We start from the raw sequence: 21,349 nt of genomic DNA on the forward strand, positions 1-21,349 counted from the left end.
TTTAACACTATGACTTATAAAAATTTTTTATGCTAAAAGAAGAAGACAAAATTTTTACTAACCTACATGGACAGCAAAGCCATGATTTGAAATCTAGCAAGAAGCGAGGCGATTGGGATAATACTAAAGCTTTGCTTGATAAAGGTAGAGACTTTATTATTGAAGAAGTCAAGAAATCAGGGCTTAGAGGGCGAGGCGGTGCCGGATTTTCTACCGGTATGAAATGGTCGTTTATGCCCAAAAATTCAGAGAAGCCTTGCTATTTGGTAGTAAATGCCGATGAGTCAGAGCCTGGTACTTGTAAGGACCGTGATATATTAAGGTTTGAGCCGCATAAATTGATAGAAGGTTGTTTGCTTGCAAGCTTTGCTATAGGAGCGAATGATTGCTATATCTATATTAGAGGTGAGTTTTATAATGAAGCTTCCAATATTCAGCGTGCCTTAGATGAAGCTTATAAAGATGGGTTGATAGGAAAGAATGCTTGCGGGTCTAGCTTCGATTGTAATATTTATTTACATCGTGGGGCGGGGGCTTATATTTGCGGTGAGGAAACGGCATTACTTGAAAGTTTAGAGGGTAAAAAAGGCATGCCTCGTTTAAAGCCGCCTTTTCCTGCTAGCTTTGGATTATATGGCTGCCCGACTACTATAAATAATGTTGAGTCTATTGCAGTAGTACCGACCATTTTAAGACGAGGAGCTAGTTGGTTTGCTTCTATCGGTAAGCCTAACAATACCGGTACTAAGATTTTCTGCATATCGGGGCATGTTAATAAGCCTTGCAATGTTGAAGAGGCAATGGGAATTTCGTTAAAAGAATTGATTGAGAAATATGCTGGCGGTGTTCGAGGCGGTTGGGATAATCTTAAAGCCATAATTCCGGGCGGTTCTTCCGTGCCTTTACTTCCTAAGTCATTATGTGAAGTGGATATGGATTTTGATAGTTTAAGAACCGCAGGTTCCGGACTTGGTACAGGCGGTATTATAGTTATGGATAAATCTACCGATATTATTTATGCAATAGCACGCCTTAGTAAATTTTACATGCATGAATCATGCGGGCAATGTACTCCTTGCCGTGAAGGTACGGGCTGGATGTGGCGAGTTATGATGCGGTTAGTTAAAGGTAATGCCCAAAAATCCGAGATAGATGAACTTCTTAATGTTACAAAAGAAATAGAGGGGCATACTATTTGTGCCTTAGGTGATGCGGCAGCTTGGCCGATCCAAGGGCTGATACGCCATTTTAGAAGTGAGATTGAGGAGAGGATAAGAAGTTATAGCGTGGCTTTTTAGGGCTATATAAATGTTCAGGATGTCATTCCTGCGAAAGCAGGAATCCAAAAATAACTTCAAATATCTTATCTATAAGAACGTTACATATTTGATGAAATAAACCTATAAAAAACAAGTTTTTATAGGTTTTACTGGATTCCCGCCTACGCGGGAATGACATCAAAAACTCTGACGACATAGTTAAAAGTCACGTAACAAATATTTAAAATAATTAAGAGATTATGCAAACAGATAATACAAAACCAAACACTAATAAAACAGCTAAGCAAGAGTGGGGGTCTTTTGCTTTTGTAATATGTATCGCTTTACTTATTAGAATACTTATTATGGAGCCGTTTACCGTTCCGACCGGTTCTATGAAAGCAACCATACTTGAGAATGACTATATATTTTCTACGAAATATAGTTATGGTTATAGTAATTATTCTTTATCTTTTTTCGATTTTATTCCTCTTTTTAAAGGACGAATATTTGCACGTGAGCCTGAGCGTGGCGATATTGTAGTTTTCCGTCCGCCTAATAACATGAGCCTTAGATATATAAAACGCTTGATAGGATTACCGGGTGATAAGGTGCAATTGATCGATGACGTGATATATATTAATGATAAAAAAATAGAACGCACGGAAGTTGGAACTTATATAAGCGAAGAGGGGATAAAATATTTAAAGTTTAAAGAAACTTTGCCAAACGGTAGGACATATTTTTCTTATAAGCTTGCTCCTATTTTGGGCGTTATATATAATGATAGATACGGTAATACGGATGTTTTTTATGTACCTGAAGGGAAATATTTCTTTTTAGGGGATAATAGAGATCAGTCAAATGATAGTAGAGTAAATCTTGGATTTGTACCGTTTGAAAATTTTATTGCTAAAGCGCAATTTATTTGGTTCTCAACAAAAATAACTTGGTGGGATAATGATATAGGAGTTATTAATCTAGTACTAAAATTAAAGCCATGGATTGAATCTGTTAGGTTAAATCGAATTTTCAGAAATCTTTATAACACGGATGAGTAATGGAATCATTTGAAAAGTTAGAAAAGCTGCTTGGCTATAGTTTTAAAAATAAAGAGCTTTTAATAGAGGCGTTGAGTCACCCGTCTTTAAGACAGCACCACGAATATAAGGATGATAAAGATTATGAACGATTAGAGTTTTTAGGTGATGCCGTATTAAATTTAGTAATCACAGAAATTTTATTTAGGAATTTTGCAAATTATAATGAGGGGAATTTAGCTAAAATTAGATCATATTTAGTTTGCAAAGAAACAATATGTGTGGTTGGGACCAAGCTCACTTTAAAAGATTATATAATTATGACTCATGGCGAAGAAGTAGCAGGAGGGCGTGATAATCCTAATAATATAGAAAATGCTACGGAAGCTTTAATTGCAGCTATATATCTTGATAGCAATATTGAAACAACCCATAATATTATCGGGAAATTATGGGCAGAATTTATAAAAGTTCAGAATTTAACGGATTATGACCCAAAAACTGCTTTACAAGAATGGGCTCAAGCGAGTAGCCATCACCTACCTATATACCGTCTGATAAAAAGAGAAGGAGCAGCCCATTTATCAACTTTTACGGTGCTTGTGAAAGTAAAAGATTATGAACAAACAGGCACGGGGCATTCTATAAAAGAAGCCGAAAAAAACGCAGCAAGGAAATTATTACATAGACTTAAAAATGATTAATCAAGCTCAAAAAACTATATCTGTCTGTATAATAGGGCGACCAAATAGTGGGAAGTCGACTTTGCTAAATAGAATAATCGGTGAGAAGCTTTCAATTGTTACCCCAAAAGTTCAAACTACTAGGTCAATTATTACCGGTATTATTACCTTAAAAGATACGCAGGTAATTTTATACGATACGCCCGGTATATTTGAGCCGAAAGGGAGCCTAGAGAAAGCAATGGTAAGATGTGCTTGGTCTAGTTTGCATAGTGCCGATATCGTTATGCTAATTATCGATAGTTTAAAACCGTTTGATGATGTAACACATAGTATTTTAGATAAGCTTCGCTCACTTAATATTGTTCCGATATTTTTATTGAATAAAATAGACATCGAATCAAAATATCTAGATGACATTAAAGCTTTTTTAACGAAAAATCATCCTGATAGTTTGCTTTTTCCTATATCCGCTTTATCAGGTAAAAATATTGATGGATTACTTGAATATATAACAAGTAAGGCAAAGATTTCTCCTTGGCTTTATGCAGAAGACGATATAACGGACTTACCGATGCGTTTTATTGCGGCAGAAATCACAAGAGAGCAGTTATTTTTAAATTTACAGCAAGAACTCCCGTATAAATTAACCGTGCAAACCGAAAAATGGGAAGAACTCAAAGATAAATCCGTAAAGATTAATCAGGTTATAGTAGTTTCAAGAGAGAGCTATAAAACTATAATACTTGGTAAAAACGGCTCTAAAATCAAAGAGATAGGGGCAAAATCTCGAATGCAAATGGAGCGGTTTTTCGGCTTTCCTGTTCATTTATTTTTGTTTGTTAAGGTGCGTGAACTGTGGGAAAATAACCCGGATTTTTATCAGTATATGAAGATATAATAAATTTAAGCGTCATTGCGAGGAAAAACTATAAGTTTTGACGAAGCAATCTTAGGAGTCCTACTTTATGAGATTGCCACGCTCCTTTTAGTCGCTCGCAATGACGATTTTAGAAAAATAACATTAAATAATCATGATAGTACTTGGGATTGATCCGGCACTTGGAAGCCTTGGATGGGCAATAGTTGCAAGGCAATCGACAAAATTGAAATATTTAGCTAGTGGTATTATTAAAACAAATAGTAAGGATGAAATTCATCATAGACTTGCTTTTATCAATAGCACGTTAGAAAAAGTAATATTAGAATATCAACCGAATATGGCAGCGATTGAAGAAACATTTGTTAATACTAATAGCGTGACTTCGTTAAAGCTCGGCTATGCTAGAGGGGCGATAATGTCGCTGATCGGTAGGTATAATTTGGACATGCGGGAGTTTAAGCCGAATACGGTAAAAAAAACCGTGACCGGTTATGGGCATGCAGAGAAAGACCAAATTTTGCATATGATAAAGTTACTTCTGCCTGGAACTTCTGCTATTACCAACTCTGATGAAGCTGACGCAGTTGCAATCGCTTATACTTGTCATGTTATGAGAGTTTAAATGAATCCGGTTATAATATTAGTTGCCCCGCAAATGGGTGAGAATATCGGTGCTACCGCAAGAGCAATGAAGAATTTCGGCTTAAATGAGCTTAGAATCGTAACTCCAAGAGACGGCTGGCCTAATGAGCAAGCACGTAGTAATGCAGTCGGAGCGGTTAATATTATAGATAATGCAAAAGTTTATGATAGTCTTGAAGATTGTATTAAAGACCTCGAATATTTATATGCTACTACTTGCATTAAAAGGGCTATGAATAAAGATTACGTATTTTCACAAAATTTGCCTTTAGATTATCCAAATTCTGCAAAAGTCGGGATAATGTTCGGGAGGGAAAATAACGGGCTTAGTAATGAAGAAATCTCACTTGCCAATAAGATTATCACTATTAATACAACCGAATTTAGCTCATTAAATATTGCTCAAGCGGTTATTATTATATGCTATGAATTATTTCGTAATTCTATGCCTAGAGAAGATATATACAATATTCAAAAATTAGCTACCAAAGAAGAAATAGAGCATTTCTTAACAAACTTATTTGGAAAACTCGATAAAGTCGGATTCTTTAAAGCTCCTGACAAAAAGCCTGCTATGCAGCAAAATATCACTAACATATTTACGCGTATCAATAATCTCTCTACTCCTGAAGTTCAAACGCTACAAGGCATTATAAAGTCTTTGTATACTCGATGAACTTCAAAAATTGGCTACGTCGTCCTACAAGTACTGCGGTGCTCACGTATTAAGTATACGCTCCGCTCCTCGTCTTGTGGACTCCTTGCTCTTTTTGAAGTTGATCTTCGTATACTGCTAGGAATACATCATTCTTGATGAGAGGCATTTATTTTATCAAAGGTCTAATAATTTTAGCTACTCTTTCTGCTTCATTTAAAGGTGTGTAGCTATATTCCTCCAGCATTGTTACGGACTCATCAAAGGTTCGTGCTATTTTCTGTTCTACTAACTGCTTTATAAAAATCTTATGTTTTGAGGAATTAAAGTTTGGTGGGCAGAATATATAAAGGGGCTTGCCGCTTGAAGCTGCTTCACTGCACATTGAAATCGAGTCGACCGTAGAGATTATATATTTTGCATTGGCAAGCATAGCTATATATGGATTATAGCCTGCGTCTTCGTTCGGGTCATAAATAATTGTAGAAGACGGCATATTATTTTTAATAATTGATTTTACGGCTTGTGGTGTACGTCTGCTGAAACTAATGAAAAACGGTATTTGTTGATTAGTATATATTTTATTTAATAATGAAGAAAATAAATTTGCTTCATTTTCATTGAAATTAAATTTTTTATTATTTCCGCCGATTATCACTGCAATAAATTGTTTAAGATTAGGATAATGGTTTTGTAGTTCCAAGTTCGCCGCGGCGAACTTTTCGGTTACGTTATTGATAGCCCCATTGATGGGGATGATGTTTTTGTTCTTGGTGTCATCCCGTGGCTTGTCCACGGTATCCAGTAAATCAATAAACAATCTGGATCCCGTGGACAAGCCACGGGATGACAAGCGACGGCAATCATGATAAGGCAGAATAACGGCATCAAATGAATTATAAGGCAAAGAGGGCTGCATTATTTGTATTAACGTAACATTTTTGAATTTCTTTTTTAAATAAAATGCTAGTACTGCCGTTCTTCTCCCGGCAGTTATTATTATGTTGGGAAGTGGTTTTGCTATGATATCCTGCAATAACTCACTTTTTATATGAATAGGATAATATTTTAGTAAAAAATTCGGTAGCTTAGCTAAGCAATTATATTGCAATTTAATTATCGTATATTCTTTTGTTAATTTTTCTGCGAGTGCAATAGCCTGATGCGTGTTTCCTGTTCTATCATCTGCCAATACGTATATACTCGTTGAACTTGAAAAATTGGCTACGTCGTCTTTGTAAGACCTCGGATGCTCACGTATTACTATACGCTCCGCTCCTCGGCTTACAGACTCCTTGCTCTTTTCCAAGTTGAACTTCGTATCACAACTCTTCATTTCATAGGAGTATATTCTCATGATAAATATTCTTTTAAAGGTAATGTTAATAAGTTTGTTATAGGTAGTGATTTATCACAAGCATCGGCTATTTTCGGCATAATCGGAATTTGAGCGATTAGAGGAATATTATATTTTTGCGATAAATGCCCGCCGCTGTTATTTTTAAGCATATAACTCATATTCTCAATTATCCCCAAAATAGGTAAATTTAGTTTTTGATATAAATCTATGGAACGCACTACATCTATCTCCGATATTTTTTGCGGTGCAGTTACGATTATTACGCCGTCTAAATGATAATTCTCTAAAAGGCTTAAATGAATATCACCTGTCCCCGGCGGCATATCGATAATTAAATAATCTAAATTATCCCATTTTGTTACCGATAATAATTGATAAATAGTCTTACTCGCCATAGGACCGCGCCAAATAATTGCCGAATGGTCTTTAATAAAAAAACCTATAGACATAATCTGAGTATTTCTAGTCGTTATCGGTATTATTCGTCCATCTGTTGTTTTCGGCACTTCGTTAATGCCGAATATATGCGGAATTGACGGACCGTAAATATCGGCATCTACTATTCCTACTTGGTAATTTTCTAGGCTCAATTGCTGAGCAATAAGAGCCGATATTGTAGATTTTCCGACTCCGCCTTTGCCTGAGGCTACTAAGATAATTTTTTTTACGTTTTCTACAAAATGTTTTGGTTTTTGAGCTTTTTTCTCCATCGGTTTACTTTCGGTGAAAACAATTGTTATTTTATTTATTTCCGAAATCTCATTAAGTTTATCAATTGCTTTAGCTTTTATTTCTTCGGCTTCTAACTTGTTTTTACCTGATATATCTATGGAAAAACCTATATTATTACCCTTAATTATAATATCCGATATAACTTTATTTAAAAAAGTACCGTCTTTAAATATAATATGCTGAAGTTTATCAATAATTTGCTTTTGGTGTAAATCCGCCATAATTAAATTTCCTTTTTGAGGCTGTTTAAGTTCGTAACTTGACGTTATATGCTATAATATATATAATCACTTAATCCTTAAAATAATATAAAAAAGCAAATGCTTAGTAAAAAATATAGCTCGATTTTAAAAAAATCCCCATGGAAAGATTTTGATTCTGATAAAGAAGATAACATATTCACAAGACCGCGTAAAAATCAATTTAATTTTGATAAATTTCAATTCCAGTTTAATTTTAATAGCAAAACAATAATTTTAGCTGTTGTTGCAGTGATTGCTTTATGGTTTGCTTCGGGTATTTATGAAATAAAAGAAGGTGAAGAAGCGGCAGTAATAAGATTTGGGCGTTTTGTGCGTAAGGGCTATCCCGGGCTTAATTATCATTTACCGACTCCTTTTGAAAAGATAATAGTTGAGAAAGTTAAACAATCACGGCGAATTGAGATTGGTTATCGTACAAATAGCTCGGCACGTAGCGGTGGCGATAATACTAAAAATATTGCCGGTGAAAGTATAATGCTTACCGGTGATGAAAATATCGTTGCTTTAAATTGCGACGTAATGTGGCATATTAATAACCTCGAAGATTTTATTTTTAACGTACAAAGACCTGAAGAAACAGTAAAAGCAACGGTAGAAAGTGCTGTTAGAGAAGTAATAGGCAATACTCCTATTTCGTGGGTATTATCCGATCAAAAGCAGGAAATTACTTATAAAATAGAAAAATTAGCACAAAAGATACTGGATAGTTATAATGCCGGGGTGATGATTGAGAAAGTGCAATTATTGAAAGCTGAACCGCCTGCGGAAGTGATAGACGCTTATAGAGACGTGCAAACTTCAAAAGCAGATAAAGAGAAAGAAATAAATCAAGCTCAAGCCTATAATAATAAAATTTTGCCGGAAGCTAGAGGAGCGGCTGCAAAGATTATACAAGAAGCAGAAGGTTATAAAGAAGAAGTTATATCAAAAGCAGAAGGTGATAGCCAAAGATTTAATGCCATTTATAAACAATATACTATAGGTAGGCAAGTAACTAGAGATAGGTTATATTTAGAGGTAGTCGAAGAGATATTAAGTGGTTCAAATAAAACGATTATTAATAATGCACTACTACCGCATATGGCTATAAAATAGGTATACTAAGATAGAACTTCAAAAATTGGCTACGTCGTTCTACAAGTTCTGCGGTACTCACGTATTAAGTATACGCTGCGTTCCTCGACTTGTGAACTCCTTGCTCTTTTTGAAGTTGATCTTCGTATACCAAGAGTCCTACTCTTCATTTTATCGGAATGACATTTAAACAACAAGGAATATTAAATGCAACAAAAGATTTATTATATAATTTTTACAATTGTTTTCGGGCTGATACTGATTTTTAGCTCCTTATTTTCAGTTGACCAACGCCAGTCTGCTGTAGTATTCCAGTTTGGTGAAGCAGTTAGAACTATAGAAAATCCAGGGCTGAATATTAAAATTCCGTTTATTCAAAATGTTGAATTTTTTGATAAGCGTCTTTTAGATGTTGAGGTTGAGGCAAAAGAACTAACGGCTGCTGATGGTAAACGAGTTATTGTCGATGCTTATGCTAAATTCCAAATCAATAATCCCGTAATGTTTTATAAAACGGTACATGATTATCAAGGTGTGAAAATTAGGCTGACTCGTAATCTTGAATCGTCAATGCGTAAAGTGATAGGTAAAATTTCGCTAAGTAGTCTTTTAAGTCAAGAGCGTAGTAATGTAATGCTAAATATCTTAAATCAAGTAGACGGAGAAGCTAAAAGCTTTGGAATTGACGTTGTAGATGTTAGAATTTTAAGAGCAGACTTACCGAAAGAAAATAGTGCGGCTATTTATCGCCGTATGCAAACGGCACGTGAAAAAGAAGCAACCCAAATTAGAGCAGAAGGACAGGAAGAAAGCGTGCGTATTCGTTCAAAAGCAGATAAAGAAAGTAAAATAATACTTGCTAAAGCTTATCGAGATGCACAAATTATCAAAGGTGACGGCGATGAGAAAGCAGCAAAAATATATAATTCTGCTTATTCCGTCGATCCGGAATTTTATAAATTTTATAGATCACTTTTAGTATATAAAAATTCTTTAAAGAAAGAAGATACTAATTTTGTGATTTCACCTGAGGCTGAAGTTTTAAAATACCTTAATTTAACTAAGTAGTATACTTGTTTATTTGAAAAATTGGCTATGTTGTCTTTTGCTGATAATCCTCACGTACTAGTATGTACGCTGCGGTTATCAGCTTCAAGACGGCTTGTTCTTTTCCAAATAAAACTTCGTCTACTTATTGTTTATTTTACTTTGGAGTATATGATTAATTTAAAAATATTTCTTGTTATAATAGTTTTAATATCAAGTAACGTTGTTCTAGCAAAAGAAAATAGTAAATCTTTAAAAGTAGCGGATCAAGAAGAGGATGAATTTACTGCAATAAATTCTGCTCCTTTAAAAGTAAGTGAAGCTGCCCGTTATAGCTTTGCCGATATAGTTGAGCCGTTAATTCCTGCAGTTGTTAACATTTCGACAATAGAATATGTTAATAGTAAGTCGGAAAACGCTGAGAAAGATCCGCTGCAAGAAAAAAAGCCTTTAGACTTCATTAATGATTTTTTAGAAAAGCTTAATATACCGCTGAATTTGGAAGAGGTCGATCAAACTCCTAAAAGCGTTCCGCTTGGTTCAGGGTTTATTATTGAGCCTAACGGTTTAATAGTGACAAACTATCATGTAATTGCAAATGTTGATAAAATTAATATAAAACTTGCAGATAATACCGAATTATCTGCTAAATTAATAGGTAGCGATACAAAAACCGATTTAGCTCTCTTAAAAATAGATAGTGAGGAACCGTTACCGTTTGTTGAGTTTGGAGATTCAAATGATGCAAGAGTAGGAGACTGGGTTATTGCAATCGGTAATCCGTTCGGTAATCTAGGGGGTACGGTGACAAGTGGTATTATCTCCTCGAAAGGGCGGGATATCGATATAGATACTGATAATATAGTCGATAATTTTATTCAAACGGATGCTGCAATTAATAACGGTAATTCCGGCGGTCCTATGTTTAATTTGGATCAGAAAGTAATTGGCGTAAATACGGCAATTTTTTCACCGCTCGGTACAAATATAGGTATTGGTTTTGCTATTCCCTCAAATACTGCAAAGCCTATAATCGAACGTCTTAAGAAAGACGGAAAAGTAAGTAGAGGACGTCTTGGAGTAACAATACAAGATTTAACCGAGGAAATTTCTGAAGGGTTAGGGCTTAAAGATACTAGGGGGGTGTTAGTAGCTAAAGTACAAGAAGACGGTCCAGGTGATAAAGCAGGAATTAAAACAGGTGATATAATAATAGAGTTTGCAGATATACCGGTTAAAAATACTAAAAAATTGCGTGTAATTATTGCAGATGCTCCTATTGATCAGGAAGTAAAAGTAAAAATACTTCGCGATAAAAAAGAGCTTGAATTACCTATTAAAATTACTTCAGATAATGAAGAAGTTACTAAGGATTCTACAGAAGAGACCAATAAAGAAGAAATAACAAACAAAGAAAAAAATAATTTATCTATTACTAAAAATAATATTACTTTTAGTAATTTGACTGAAGAATTAAGACAACAATATAATATTCCGAGCAATAAAGCGGGAATAGTTATAACCAATATTGATGAAGAAGAAAGTAGTTTCAAAATTGGCGATCTGATAACCAATATTAATCAGGAAAGCATAGACAATATAAGTAAGCTAGAAGAATTATATGAAAATGCAAAAAAATTGAATAAGCAAAATATTTTGCTCTTGATTGAAAGGGACAGTGGTAATATGTTCGTGCCGTTACAAGTTATATAGAGTGATTATCGTCATTGCAAGGAAATACGAAGTATTGACGAAGCAATCTAGTAAAAAAGTCCTGAGATTGCTTCAGCCACGTTGTGGCTTCGCAATGACGTTAAAAAGTCAAGCCATACAAAAATAATACCTAAATAATTTATGAATGAAAAAATAGCAATTTTAAGTGCATACAGTTTTGTTAATATAGAAGAACCGGCGAATTTGATACCGAAACTTTTGCTTATCGGTAAAAAAAAATATGTTAGAGGTACTATTTTATTAGCTAACGAAGGTTTTAACGGTTCTTTTTCAGGCTCATATGAAAATGTAAATCTTGTACTTGAAGAACTAATAAAACTAACCTATCCCAAAGATGTTAACGTTAAAATAAATTATAGTGATGTTCATCCTTTTCATAAGCTGAAAGTTAGACTTAAGAAAGAGATTGTAGCGATGAATGTCGATGATTTGAATGTTGATTTATTTAAAGGCGAATATATAGAGCCGAAAGATTGGGATGAATTTATCACCAAACAAAATGTTATAGTAATAGATACTCGTAATGATTATGAAGTTGAGGTCGGTACATTTAAATCGGCAATTAATCCTAATACTAAAACATTTAAACAGTTTCCTGCTTGGGTTCAGCAGAATCAAGAATTGCTCAAAGGTAAGAAAATTGCTATGGTTTGTACAGGTGGTATTAGGTGTGAAAAATCCACCAGCCTACTTAAAAGCATAGGTTATGAAGAGGTATATCATTTAAAGGGTGGTATATTGCAGTATTTAGAAGATACGCAAAACAAGAATAATTTATGGCAAGGTGAATGTTTCGTCTTTGATGATAGGAGAGCAGTAGCAGATGATTTGTCACCCGCTGAAGGACATTGGTTACAGAGATAGATGTCGTTGCCCGATTTTCCATACCTAATCGTCATTGCGAGGAGCGAAGCGACGTGGCAATCCAGAAAAAATAATAAAAAAATTCTGATTTACAGAATTTTTTACTGGATTGCTTCGTCAAAATTTCAATTTTTCCTCGCAATGACGTGACGTTATACAAGTTTTTTATTATTAATATTATGACTAAAACCAAACAAGAAATTTATAATAAGCGTCCGACTTCGCCGCATTTAACTATATATAAGCCGCAAATTAGTTCTACTTTATCAATTTTGCATCGTATGACCGGCGTAGCTCTATTTTTTGCAGTATCGATTTTGGCGTGGTGGTTGATTCTTAGCAAATATGACAATAATTATTTACAACTTGCTAATTGCTGCATTATAAAAATATGCTTAGTAGCAGTGAGCTACGCTTGGTTTTATCATTTATGTAACGGCATTAGGCATTTATTTTGGGATATCGGTTATGGCTTTTCTATAAAAGCAGTTAATATCACCGGTTGGTGTGTAGTAATATGTTCTATATTATTAACTATATTGCTATGGGTATAAAAATATAAATAAGAATAATGAAAACCACTTTACCTGAACGTTCTTTAAAGATTGAAGTAAGGCTTAATTTTATAGTGCAGCAGATTTTAGATATTGCACAAGATAAAATAGCCATGATTATCTTGTATGGTTCATTTGCTAGAGGTGATTGGGTACGTGATCTACCGAACGGTTACCATAGCGATACCGATATTTTGATAATCCTAAAAAAAGGTAAATATAAAGGGCATGCTACTTTAAGGCTAGAAGATAAAATATATAAAAGATTAGAAAAGACGGGTGTAATAAATCCTAAACAAATTATCCCGTATGATTCACTAATATCGATAATTCTAGAGTCAATAGATGAAGTAAATAGGCAATTAGAAAAAGGACGTTATTTTTTCACTGATATTAAGAAAGAAGGTATTCTTTTATATGATAGCGGTGAATTTACACTTAGCGAAGCTAAAGATTTACCTTGGAGCGAGATGAAAGAAATTGCTAAAGATTACTACGAAGAATGGTTTGATAAAGGTAAAGATTTTTTAGATGGAGTAGATTACTATTTAAAAAAAATCGATATGCCGTTGCTGCTTTCTTGTTACACCAAGCTACAGAAAGTCTTTACAGTACTATTTTATTAGTGTTCTCTAATTATAAACCTAAACTACATAATTTACAAAAATTAGGTAGCATGGTAGGAAATTATGATAATGAATTATGGACTGTATTTCCTCAATTAACCGAAGAGCAAAAAAAATGTTTTGAGCTTCTTGAAAAAGCCTATGTTGATGCAAGATATGATAAAAATTATAAAATTACTAAAGAACAGCTTTTATATTTGATTGATAGAATTGAAAAGCTAAAACAGATAACAGAAAAAATATGTTTAGAGAAAATTAATGGTATATGATTTTAAAGCGGAAATTGTAAAAGCAAAAAATAGCGGTTCTGCTAAAAGCGGTTCACATCATTGGTTATTACAAAGAGTAACAGGAATTATATTAGCTTTATGTTCCGTGTGGCTAATATATTTTACGTTAACCAATAAAAATAATGACATAAATATTATTATGTGGGAGCTTAAAAAACCTTTTAATGTTGTGGCATTATTAATTACGGTAGCTATTTCGTTATATCATGCGATGCTTGGTATGCGTGTAGTGATTGAGGATTATGTAAGTTGTCACAAATTACGTAATATATTGATTATAATAGTGCAATTATTTTGTATTGTGACTATTGTGGCTTTTATAGTAGCAATGTTTTATAGGGGGTGAAATGTTATTAGATAAATTAGAATTATTGCAGAAAGCTGTAAGCATAGGAATATATCAAGCAGAAAATAATATATTTAGTGAGAAATCAATTTTAGATTTGATTGATGATGAAAAAATAAATTAACTATATCGTCATTGCGAGCAGGTATTACCTGTGTGGACCGGTTTTCCGTCATTGCGAGGAAATTACGTAAGTAATTGACGAAGCAATCTCAGGATATTTGGCGAGATTGCCACGTCGCTTCGCTCCTCGCAATGACGTAAAACATTTCAAAATACAAGATAAAAAATTAATTTAATGACCAAAGCGTATAATATCATTCATCACAAATTTGACGTCGTTGTCGTAGGTGCCGGCGGAGCAGGGCTTCGTTCTGCATTCGGTATGGCTAAAGAAGGGCTAAATACCGCCTGTATAACTAAGCTGTTTCCAACTCGTAGTCATACTGTGGCTGCTCAGGGTGGAATTAGTGCAGCACTTGGGAATATGGGCGAAGATGATTGGCGTTGGCATATGTATGATACCGTGAAAGGTTCAGACTGGTTAGGTGATCAGGATGCTATCGAATATATGTGCAAGAACGCTCCCGATGCGATTTTAGAGCTTGAGCATTACGGCGTACCTTTTTCAAGAACCGAAGAAGGAAAAATTTATCAACGTCCTTTTGGCGGTATGACTACGGAGTATGGTAAAGGAAAAGCAGCTCAGCGTACATGTGCTGCGGCAGATCGTACGGGGCATGCCATACTGCATACTTTATATCAGCAGTCACTAAAACATAAGGTGCAGTTTTTTGTTGAGTATTTTGCTATTGATTTATTGATGGAAGACGGTGAATGTAGAGGTGTAGTTGCGTGGAATTTAGATGACGGTAGTCTGCATTGTTTTAGAGCTCATAATGTAGTGCTTGCAACGGGCGGATACGGGCGTGCTTATTTTTCGGCAACGTCCGCTCATACTTGTACGGGTGATGGAGGCGGTATGGCGATTAGAGCAGGTTTGCCGCTGCAAGATATGGAGTTTGTACAGTTCCATCCGACAGGCATATATTCGGCGGGCTGTCTTATTACCGAGGGAGCTAGAGGTGAAGGTGGATATCTCGTTAATGCAAACGGAGAGCGTTTTATGGAGCGTTACGCTCCGGCTGCAAAAGATTTAGCTTCAAGAGACGTAGTTTCAAGAGCGATGACTATCGAGATTCGTGAAGGGCGAGGAGTCGGCGAGCATAAAGATCATGTATTCCTGCATTTAAATCATTTATCGCCTGAGATTTTACATAGTCGTTTGCCGGGTATTTCTGAGACGGCTAAAATTTTTGCCGGTGTTGATGTTACTAAAGAGCCGATACCGGTACTTCCCACGGTTCACTACAATATGGGCGGGATACCGACTAATTACCACGGTCAAGTCATAATTAAAGATGGTACGAATCACAATAGTGTAGTAAAAGGACTTATGGCAATCGGTGAAGCGGCTTGCGTATCTGTACACGGTGCTAATCGATTAGGGTCAAACTCTTTACTTGATTTAGTAGTATTTGGTAGAAGTAGTGCTTTAAAAGCAGCTGAGCTTATTAGTCCAGCGAGTCCCCATAAGCCTATAAAAGAAGAAAGCTTTGAAAAAATTATAAATAGATTTGATAAAGTCCGTCACGCTAATGGTAATATTTTAGTTGCAGATTTAAGGCTTAAAATGCAAAGAACTATGCAAAGCCACGCTTCGGTATTTAGAACTCAAGAAGTACTAGATGAAGGAGCAGAAATGATTAGCGAGATAAGAAGTGGCTATAAAGATATAAAAATTAACGATAAGTCTTTGATTTGGAATAGTGATTTAGTCGAAGCCTTAGAGCTAGATAATCTACTTGATCAGGCTTTGGTAACGGTATATTCAGCAGCTGCAAGAAAAGAAAGCAGAGGAGCTCATGCTAGAGAAGATTATCCTGATCGTAATGATGGGGATTGGATGAAACATACTCTTAGTTCTATCGATGAAGCAGGTAAAGTAGTTCTTGATTATAAACCTGTAACGCTAACCACTTTAACCGATGAGATAAGTGCAATTCCACCGGCCAAGAGGGTGTATTAAAAAATCGTCATTGCGAGGAAAAACTGTAAGTTTTGACGAAGCAATCTCATGAAGTATTATAAAATTCCTGAGATTGCCACGTCGCTTCGCTCCTCGCAATGACGAAAACACCGATCCAAGCAGGAATAAATCTATAATAATTTATGTTTGAGTATTTAATAAAATTTTATCCAAAAATCCTTTTTATTGTAGAGGGGACTTTGGTAACTTTAAAATATAGCGTTATTGCCGTTATATTCGGTTTAGTGATAGGGATGTTGCTCGCTATTTGTAAGGTAAATAAGAATCGTGCTTTAAGGCTTTTTGCAAATTTCTATACTTCTATTTTTAGAGGAACGCCTTTATTAATCCAATTAAGTATTATTTATTTCGCTTCACCTTATATTATAGGTGTTAAATTCAGTGTGTTTATGGCGGGAGCTATTTCTTTTTCCCTTAATTCAGGAGCATATGTTTCCGAAGTAATCAGAGCGGGGATTAATGCAGTTGATAAAGGGCAGTTTGAAGCGGCTGAAGCTCTTGCTATTCCAAAGTTTTTAATAATGAAAGATATAATTCTGCCGCAAGCAGTTAAAAATATTTTTCCGTCATTAGTAAATGAGCTTGTAAATTTGATTAAAGAATCAGCCATTATTTCTATGCTTGGAGAAATGGATTTAATGCGTAGAGCACAAATTGTATCAATTGAAACATATAATTATTTTTTTCCAATGCTTATTGCTGCGTGCTGTTATTATATTTTAGTGATGTTAATCAGCTTTATAGCAAAAATAATTGAGAAAAAAATGATTGTTAATTAAAACATACTTGCTTTTATGGAAAAAGTAATTATAATTTAAATTTAGTGTAATTTACAAATTCTTATAATTTGTATTTAGAAATGATTTAAAATAAAGGGTGGAAGTATTTTTTCACCCTTTAATTATCGTATATATAAGTTTTTTTTGGAGTATTTTTTTTAATGCCGACATATAATCAATTAGTACGTTTTGGGAGAAAGTCAAAAACTCGTAAGACCAAATCTCCTGCCTTAGAATCTAATCCTTTTAAAAGCGGTGTTTGCCTAGTTGTAAAAACCGTTACCCCTAAAAAGCCTAACTCTGCACTTCGTAAGATTGCAACGGTGCGTTTAAGTAATAAAAGAACAGTAAATGCATATATTCCCGGTGAAAAGCATAGTGTAAAGGAGCATGATAGGGTATTAGTAAGAGGCGGTCAGGTTCCTGATCTTCCGGGGGTGAAATATCATATCGTACTCGGTGCATATGATATTGCCGGAGTTAAAGGGCGTAAGCAAGGTCGTTCACGTTATGGTGCTCCTCGTAAACAAGTTGCAGTTACAAAAAAATAAATTATTAGTTTAGAGAGAAAAAATAAAATGTCACGTCGTCACGCCGCCGAAAAGCGAGTAATTTTACCTGATATGAAATATAACAGTATTTTACTGTCAAGATTTATCAATAATATTATGAAAGAAGGGAAGAAAGCCCTTGCAGAGAAAATTGTTTATTCAGCCTTTAATAAAATTGAAAAGAAGCATAGAGTCGATCCGTATCAAACCTTTAATAATGCTATGCATAACGTGAAGCCGCATTTAGAAGTAACTTCGGTTAGGGTTGGAGGAGCTAATTATCAAGTTCCGACGCATGTTGATGAAAGAAGAGGATATGCTCTTGCTAGCCGTTGGATTATTAATGCTGCGTCAAAACGTTCTGAAAAAATGATGATTGATAAACTTGCTGAAGAGCTGTTTGAAGCTTCTAATAATAGAGGCGTCGCCATTAAGAAGAAAGAAGATACTCATAAAATGGCTGAAGCTAATAAAGCTTTCTCTCATTTTAGCCCTAAAAAAATGAAATAAGGTAGGGTATATAATGAGTAAAATAAATAAACTTGAGCATATTCGTAATATCGGTATATGTGCCCACATTGATGCCGGTAAAACCACAACTACCGAACGTATTTTATATTATACCGGTAAATCGCATAAAATAGGTGAAGTTCATGAGGGCGGTGCTACCATGGACTGGATGGAGCAGGAGCAAGAACGCGGTATAACCATTACCTCAGCTGCTACTACTTGTAGATGGCAAGATAAGATAATTAATATTATCGATACTCCCGGACACGTTGATTTTACTATCGAAGTAGAGCGTTCGCTTCGTGTTCTTGACGGTGCGGTTGCAGTATTTGACGGTGTAGCAGGTGTTGAACCTCAGTCTGAAACGGTTTGGAGGCAAGCAGATAAATATAATGTTCCTAGAATGTGTTTTGTCAATAAAATGGACAGAATGGGAGCAGATTTTTATAGATGCGTTGAAATGATCAAAGATCGTTTAGGAGCAAAACCGCTTGTTATTCAGTTGCCTGTAGGGATTGAAGAAAATTTTAAAGGTATAATTGATCTTGTTAAAATGAAAGCAGTGATTTGGAAAGATGAATCACTTGGTGCTGAGTATTTTGAAGAAGATATACCTGCCGATATGAAAGACAAGGCTGAAGAATATCGTGCTAAATTACTTGATATGGTTGTCGAGTTAGATGATCATGTTATGGAAAAATATTTATCAGGTGAAGAAGTAACAGAAGAAGAAATTAAAAGATTAATCAGAAAAGGTACTATTTCAGCAGCATTTTATCCGGTTTTATGCGGTAGTGCTTTTAAAAATAAAGGAGTACAGCCTTTACTTGATGCTGTAGTAGATTTTCTACCTTCGCCTATTGATATAGGTATAGTAAAAGGTATGGAAGTAAGTACCGGTGAAGAAAAAGATTTTCCTATTTCGGTAACTGAGCCTTTTGCAGCTTTAGCATTTAAAATTATGAATGACCCGTTTGTTGGTTCATTAACTTTTATTAGAATATATTCAGGTAAAATTGCTTCAGGAACAACTGTTATTAATACTGTAAAGAATAAAAGAGAAAAAATCGGCAGAATGCTATTAATGCATGCTAATAATCGTGAAGACGTAAAAGAAGCGTCAGCAGGCGATATAGTAGCTTTAGCAGGTCTTAAAGATACTACTACGGGTGATACGTTATCCGATATGGATAAGCAAGTAATCTTAGAAAGAATGGAATTTCCGGAGCCGGTAATTGAGCTTGCGGTAGAACCTAAATCAACAGCTGATCAAGAAAAAATGGGTCTTGCACTTTCTCGTTTGGCCGCTGAAGATCCATCATTTAGAGTTTCAACGGATCATGAAACAGGGCAAACAGTGATAAAAGGAATGGGAGAACTCCATTTAGAAATTATCATTGATCGTATGAGAAGAGAGTTTAAGGTTGAAGCAAATATAGGAGCTCCTCAAGTAGCATATCGTGAAACTATAACAAAAGCTTGCGAAATCGATTATACCCATAAGAAACAATCCGGCGGTGCAGGACAATTTGCTCGTGTAAAAATTATTTTTGAGCCTCTAAAAGAGGTAAAAGATTTAAAAGATGAAGATAAAAATAAAACTTTTGTCTTTGAAAGTAAAATCGTCGGCGGTGCGGTGCCTAAAGAATATATACCGGGTGTTGAAAAAGGTTTAAATAATATTAGAGAAACCGGTGTTATTGCTGGTTATCCTATGATTGATTTTAAAGCGACTTTAGTTGACGGTGCGTTTCATGATGTAGATTCGAGTGTACTTGCGTTTGAAATTGCTGCAAAGGCAGCCTTTAGAGAAGGGATGCCGAAAGGTAATCCTAAATTACTTGAACCGATTATGAAAGTTGAAGTTATCACTCCTGATGAATATATGGGTGATATTATAGGCGATTTAAATAGTCGTAGAGGGCAAATTCAAAGCATGGATCCAAGAGGAAATGCTCAAGTAGTTACTGCGAATGTTCCTTTAGCGGAAATGTTTGGCTATGTTAATACGCTTAGGTCTTTATCTCAAGGTAGAGCTCAGTTTAGTATGACATTTTCTCATTATGATCAAGTGCCGAGTCAGGTAGCTGATATTATTAAAGCTAAAAAATAATTGATGGATCTAATTAGATATAATTAATGTCATGTCTTGCAAAGGTAAATGTTGTTTTACTGTGACAACTTATAAATTAGAAGTACCGATTATTATAGTAATTTTTTAATAATAACAAATATTTTTAATAAATTTATTGATTTTTTATTAAAAATATGATAGGAGTGTAGCTCAATTGGTAGAGCGCCGGTCTCCAAAACCGGAGGTTGCGGGTTCGATGCCTGTCGCTCCTGCCATTATAGGTTTAGAGCTTTTTTGCTATAAAATATAGAATTTTTACAAAATTTGCTTATAGAGAAAAATTTGAAAGAGATACTTCACCTCGAATCGCAGCGTACATACTAGTATGTGAGAATTCCAGTGCTGGATCATTGTGTCAATTACCTCTAGAAGTAGAATTTTAAAGAAGTCTAATAAATTACCTAACAAAAATATGTTTAAAGAATATAAAATTTATAAGTTTTTTGAACAAGTTAAACAAGAAACTTATAAGGTAGTTTGGCCAACTAGAAAAGAGCTTGTTGCTTCAACATTAGTAGTAGTAGTAGCAGTTTTTATTTTTAGCCTAATTTGTTTGGTACTTGATTATAGTATACATAACATAATGCAGCTTTTGCTTAATATCGGCAAATAGTATAAGGAATAAATTGTGACAGAACAGAGTATAGATAATATATTGCCTTCTTCTGAAAAAAATGTAAAGCAGTGGTATGTAGTACATACGGCATCAGGAGCAGAGAAACGCATTAAAGAAGATATGCTTAGAAGAATCTCTAAACAGAAAATGACGGATTTTTTTGAAGATATATTAATACCTGTTTTTGGAGTTTCTGAAGTTAAACGCGGTAAAAATGTCAAGGTAGAAAAAAAATTAATGCCGAGTTATATCTTGATAAAGATGAATATGACTGATAAATCTTGGCATTTAGTGAAAAATATACCTGGTGTAACCGGCTTTTTAGGAAGCAAAACTACGCCAAAAGCTCTTACAGAAAGCGAAATACAAAATATTTTTAATAATTTAGAAGCAGAAGCTAAAGAAGCAAAGAATTCTAAATTGTATGAAGTTGGTGAAATAGTGACTGTTACAGACGGTCCTTTTGAAACTTTCATGGGTACAGTAGAAGAAATAGATCAAGAAAAAAATAGGTTAAAAGTTTCAGTATCAATATTTGGTAAAGCAACTCCAATAGAACTAAATTTTAACCAAGTAAAGAAAAATGATTAAAGGTAG

24 protein-coding genes and 1 tRNA gene are annotated in these 21,349 nt (G+C 34.7%); 23 read left to right on the forward strand and 2 right to left on the reverse strand.

The genetic code is table 11. The features are described from left to right. Nucleotides 1-29: 29 nt before the first annotated feature. The 6 genes from nuoF to H6P87_RS00855 all read left to right on the forward strand — a co-directional run bounded on the left by nuoF (nucleotide 30) and on the right by H6P87_RS00855 (nucleotide 5,183). On the forward strand, nucleotides 30-1,298 hold the full coding sequence (gene nuoF, locus H6P87_RS00830; protein ID WP_202069646.1) for an NADH-quinone oxidoreductase subunit NuoF: 1,269 nt from the start codon (nucleotides 30-32) through the stop codon (nucleotides 1,296-1,298). A gap of 221 nt (nucleotides 1,299-1,519) precedes the next feature. Further along, entirely contained in the window at nucleotides 1,520-2,320 is an 801-nt protein-coding gene (gene lepB / locus H6P87_RS00835) for a signal peptidase I (RefSeq protein ID WP_202069647.1), read from the forward strand. Next, on the forward strand, nucleotides 2,320-3,003 hold the full coding sequence (gene rnc, locus H6P87_RS00840) for a ribonuclease III (RefSeq protein WP_202069648.1): 684 nt from the start codon (nucleotides 2,320-2,322) through the stop codon (nucleotides 3,001-3,003). The genes lepB and rnc overlap by 1 nt, the downstream gene beginning before the upstream one ends. Continuing rightward, the gene (gene era, locus H6P87_RS00845; protein ID WP_202069649.1) at nucleotides 2,996-3,883 is read left to right on the forward strand and encodes a GTPase Era; all 888 of its coding nucleotides are present in this window, start codon (nucleotides 2,996-2,998) and stop codon (nucleotides 3,881-3,883) included. The genes rnc and era overlap by 8 nt, the downstream gene beginning before the upstream one ends. Nucleotides 3,884-4,016: 133 nt before the next feature. Beyond that, nucleotides 4,017-4,487 carry a crossover junction endodeoxyribonuclease RuvC gene (gene ruvC, locus H6P87_RS00850; protein ID WP_202069650.1) on the forward strand — a complete coding sequence of 157 codons (471 nt, stop codon included), beginning with the start codon at nucleotides 4,017-4,019 and terminating at the stop codon, nucleotides 4,485-4,487. Next, nucleotides 4,488-5,183, forward strand: coding sequence for an RNA methyltransferase (locus H6P87_RS00855; protein WP_202069651.1), 696 nt, complete (start codon nucleotides 4,488-4,490; stop codon nucleotides 5,181-5,183). Nucleotides 5,184-5,331: 148 nt separating this feature from the next. Here the strand turns inward: H6P87_RS00855 and H6P87_RS00860 are convergent, their stop codons facing one another. After that, complete coding sequence (locus H6P87_RS00860; protein ID WP_410528061.1) at nucleotides 5,332-6,363, reverse strand: mitochondrial fission ELM1 family protein; 1,032 nt, start codon at nucleotides 6,361-6,363, stop codon at nucleotides 5,332-5,334. 152 nt (nucleotides 6,364-6,515) lie between these two features. Then, nucleotides 6,516-7,475 carry an Mrp/NBP35 family ATP-binding protein gene (locus H6P87_RS00865; protein ID WP_202069652.1) on the reverse strand — a complete coding sequence of 320 codons (960 nt, stop codon included), beginning with the start codon at nucleotides 7,473-7,475 and terminating at the stop codon, nucleotides 6,516-6,518. 99 nt (nucleotides 7,476-7,574) lie between these two features. Here H6P87_RS00865 and hflK point away from each other — a divergent pair, with 99 nt between their 5' ends. From hflK to nusG, 17 genes are all read left to right on the forward strand, one after another. After that, nucleotides 7,575-8,612, forward strand: a complete 1,038-nt coding sequence (gene hflK / locus H6P87_RS00870; RefSeq protein ID WP_202069653.1) for an FtsH protease activity modulator HflK — start codon at nucleotides 7,575-7,577, stop codon at nucleotides 8,610-8,612. Nucleotides 8,613-8,798: 186 nt separating this feature from the next. Then, nucleotides 8,799-9,659, forward strand: coding sequence for a protease modulator HflC (gene hflC, locus H6P87_RS00875; RefSeq protein WP_202069654.1), 861 nt, complete (start codon nucleotides 8,799-8,801; stop codon nucleotides 9,657-9,659). Nucleotides 9,660-9,809: 150 nt separating this feature from the next. Further along, nucleotides 9,810-11,351 (forward strand): Do family serine endopeptidase, encoded by a 1,542-nt coding sequence (locus tag H6P87_RS00880; RefSeq protein WP_202069655.1) that lies wholly within the window; start codon nucleotides 9,810-9,812, stop codon nucleotides 11,349-11,351. Nucleotides 11,352-11,492: 141 nt separating this feature from the next. Next, a complete protein-coding gene (trhO, locus tag H6P87_RS00885) occupies nucleotides 11,493-12,236 on the forward strand; it encodes an oxygen-dependent tRNA uridine(34) hydroxylase TrhO (protein ID WP_202069656.1) in 744 nt (247 codons plus the stop codon). Between the two features lie 179 nt (nucleotides 12,237-12,415). Further along, the gene (gene sdhC / locus H6P87_RS00890; RefSeq protein WP_202069657.1) at nucleotides 12,416-12,790 is read left to right on the forward strand and encodes a succinate dehydrogenase, cytochrome b556 subunit; all 375 of its coding nucleotides are present in this window, start codon (nucleotides 12,416-12,418) and stop codon (nucleotides 12,788-12,790) included. A gap of 17 nt (nucleotides 12,791-12,807) precedes the next feature. After that, a complete protein-coding gene (locus H6P87_RS00895) occupies nucleotides 12,808-13,416 on the forward strand; it encodes a nucleotidyltransferase domain-containing protein (RefSeq protein ID WP_246437964.1) in 609 nt (202 codons plus the stop codon). Further along, nucleotides 13,371-13,685, forward strand: a complete 315-nt coding sequence (locus tag H6P87_RS00900; RefSeq protein WP_246437966.1) for a HEPN domain-containing protein — start codon at nucleotides 13,371-13,373, stop codon at nucleotides 13,683-13,685. Before H6P87_RS00895 ends, H6P87_RS00900 begins: the two co-directional genes overlap by 46 nt. Continuing rightward, entirely contained in the window at nucleotides 13,675-14,052 is a 378-nt protein-coding gene (gene sdhD, locus H6P87_RS00905; RefSeq protein ID WP_202069659.1) for a succinate dehydrogenase, hydrophobic membrane anchor protein, read from the forward strand. Before H6P87_RS00900 ends, sdhD begins: the two co-directional genes overlap by 11 nt. Before the next feature lies 1 nt (nucleotide 14,053). Continuing rightward, the gene (locus tag H6P87_RS00910) at nucleotides 14,054-14,176 is read left to right on the forward strand and encodes a hypothetical protein (protein WP_265738132.1); all 123 of its coding nucleotides are present in this window, start codon (nucleotides 14,054-14,056) and stop codon (nucleotides 14,174-14,176) included. Between the two features lie 174 nt (nucleotides 14,177-14,350). Then, nucleotides 14,351-16,141: a succinate dehydrogenase flavoprotein subunit gene (sdhA, locus tag H6P87_RS00915; protein ID WP_202069660.1), complete on the forward strand. Its 1,791-nt coding sequence runs from the start codon at nucleotides 14,351-14,353 to the stop codon at nucleotides 16,139-16,141. Between the two features lie 143 nt (nucleotides 16,142-16,284). Beyond that, nucleotides 16,285-16,941: an amino acid ABC transporter permease gene (locus tag H6P87_RS00920; protein ID WP_202069661.1), complete on the forward strand. Its 657-nt coding sequence runs from the start codon at nucleotides 16,285-16,287 to the stop codon at nucleotides 16,939-16,941. A 161-nt stretch (nucleotides 16,942-17,102) separates the two neighbouring features. After that, the gene (gene rpsL, locus H6P87_RS00925) at nucleotides 17,103-17,492 is read left to right on the forward strand and encodes a 30S ribosomal protein S12 (RefSeq protein ID WP_004996647.1); all 390 of its coding nucleotides are present in this window, start codon (nucleotides 17,103-17,105) and stop codon (nucleotides 17,490-17,492) included. Between the two features lie 27 nt (nucleotides 17,493-17,519). Further along, nucleotides 17,520-18,002 carry a 30S ribosomal protein S7 gene (rpsG, locus tag H6P87_RS00930; protein ID WP_004996646.1) on the forward strand — a complete coding sequence of 161 codons (483 nt, stop codon included), beginning with the start codon at nucleotides 17,520-17,522 and terminating at the stop codon, nucleotides 18,000-18,002. 13 nt (nucleotides 18,003-18,015) lie between these two features. Beyond that, nucleotides 18,016-20,115: an elongation factor G gene (fusA, locus tag H6P87_RS00935; RefSeq protein WP_202069662.1), complete on the forward strand. Its 2,100-nt coding sequence runs from the start codon at nucleotides 18,016-18,018 to the stop codon at nucleotides 20,113-20,115. 160 nt (nucleotides 20,116-20,275) lie between these two features. Further along, nucleotides 20,276-20,351, forward strand: a tRNA-Trp gene (locus H6P87_RS00940). A gap of 197 nt (nucleotides 20,352-20,548) precedes the next feature. After that, nucleotides 20,549-20,749 carry a preprotein translocase subunit SecE gene (gene secE, locus H6P87_RS00950; RefSeq protein ID WP_004996644.1) on the forward strand — a complete coding sequence of 67 codons (201 nt, stop codon included), beginning with the start codon at nucleotides 20,549-20,551 and terminating at the stop codon, nucleotides 20,747-20,749. 15 nt (nucleotides 20,750-20,764) lie between these two features. Beyond that, nucleotides 20,765-21,343, forward strand: a complete 579-nt coding sequence (nusG, locus tag H6P87_RS00955; RefSeq protein WP_202069663.1) for a transcription termination/antitermination protein NusG — start codon at nucleotides 20,765-20,767, stop codon at nucleotides 21,341-21,343. Nucleotides 21,344-21,349: the final 6 nt, after the last annotated feature.

Source organism: Rickettsia tillamookensis, from assembly GCF_016743795.2.
Taxonomy (GTDB): domain Bacteria; phylum Pseudomonadota; class Alphaproteobacteria; order Rickettsiales; family Rickettsiaceae; genus Rickettsia; species Rickettsia tillamookensis.

Bases quoted from the DNA above. Each gene is read 5' to 3' on its own strand.
- H6P87_RS00895 (WP_246437964.1), top strand. From the start codon at position 12,808: ATGAAAACCACTTTACCTGAACGTTCTTTAAAGATTGAAGTAAGGCTT.
- hflK (WP_202069653.1), top strand. From the start codon at position 7,575: ATGCTTAGTAAAAAATATAGCTCGATTTTAAAAAAATCCCCATGGAAA.
- trhO (WP_202069656.1), top strand. From the start codon at position 11,493: ATGAATGAAAAAATAGCAATTTTAAGTGCATACAGTTTTGTTAATATA.
- H6P87_RS00855 (WP_202069651.1), top strand. From the start codon at position 4,488: ATGAATCCGGTTATAATATTAGTTGCCCCGCAAATGGGTGAGAATATC.
- secE (WP_004996644.1), top strand. From the start codon at position 20,549: ATGTTTAAAGAATATAAAATTTATAAGTTTTTTGAACAAGTTAAACAA.
- lepB (WP_202069647.1), top strand. From the start codon at position 1,520: ATGCAAACAGATAATACAAAACCAAACACTAATAAAACAGCTAAGCAA.
- sdhA (WP_202069660.1), top strand. From the start codon at position 14,351: ATGACCAAAGCGTATAATATCATTCATCACAAATTTGACGTCGTTGTC.
- H6P87_RS00865 (WP_202069652.1), bottom strand. From the start codon at position 7,475: ATGGCGGATTTACACCAAAAGCAAATTATTGATAAACTTCAGCATATT.
- era (WP_202069649.1), top strand. From the start codon at position 2,996: ATGATTAATCAAGCTCAAAAAACTATATCTGTCTGTATAATAGGGCGA.
- hflC (WP_202069654.1), top strand. From the start codon at position 8,799: ATGCAACAAAAGATTTATTATATAATTTTTACAATTGTTTTCGGGCTG.
- nuoF (WP_202069646.1), top strand. From the start codon at position 30: ATGCTAAAAGAAGAAGACAAAATTTTTACTAACCTACATGGACAGCAA.
- sdhD (WP_202069659.1), top strand. From the start codon at position 13,675: ATGGTATATGATTTTAAAGCGGAAATTGTAAAAGCAAAAAATAGCGGT.
- H6P87_RS00910 (WP_265738132.1), top strand. From the start codon at position 14,054: ATGTTATTAGATAAATTAGAATTATTGCAGAAAGCTGTAAGCATAGGA.
- H6P87_RS00920 (WP_202069661.1), top strand. From the start codon at position 16,285: ATGTTTGAGTATTTAATAAAATTTTATCCAAAAATCCTTTTTATTGTA.
- rpsG (WP_004996646.1), top strand. From the start codon at position 17,520: ATGTCACGTCGTCACGCCGCCGAAAAGCGAGTAATTTTACCTGATATG.
- rnc (WP_202069648.1), top strand. From the start codon at position 2,320: ATGGAATCATTTGAAAAGTTAGAAAAGCTGCTTGGCTATAGTTTTAAA.
- rpsL (WP_004996647.1), top strand. From the start codon at position 17,103: ATGCCGACATATAATCAATTAGTACGTTTTGGGAGAAAGTCAAAAACT.
- sdhC (WP_202069657.1), top strand. From the start codon at position 12,416: ATGACTAAAACCAAACAAGAAATTTATAATAAGCGTCCGACTTCGCCG.
- ruvC (WP_202069650.1), top strand. From the start codon at position 4,017: ATGATAGTACTTGGGATTGATCCGGCACTTGGAAGCCTTGGATGGGCA.
- fusA (WP_202069662.1), top strand. From the start codon at position 18,016: ATGAGTAAAATAAATAAACTTGAGCATATTCGTAATATCGGTATATGT.
- H6P87_RS00880 (WP_202069655.1), top strand. From the start codon at position 9,810: ATGATTAATTTAAAAATATTTCTTGTTATAATAGTTTTAATATCAAGT.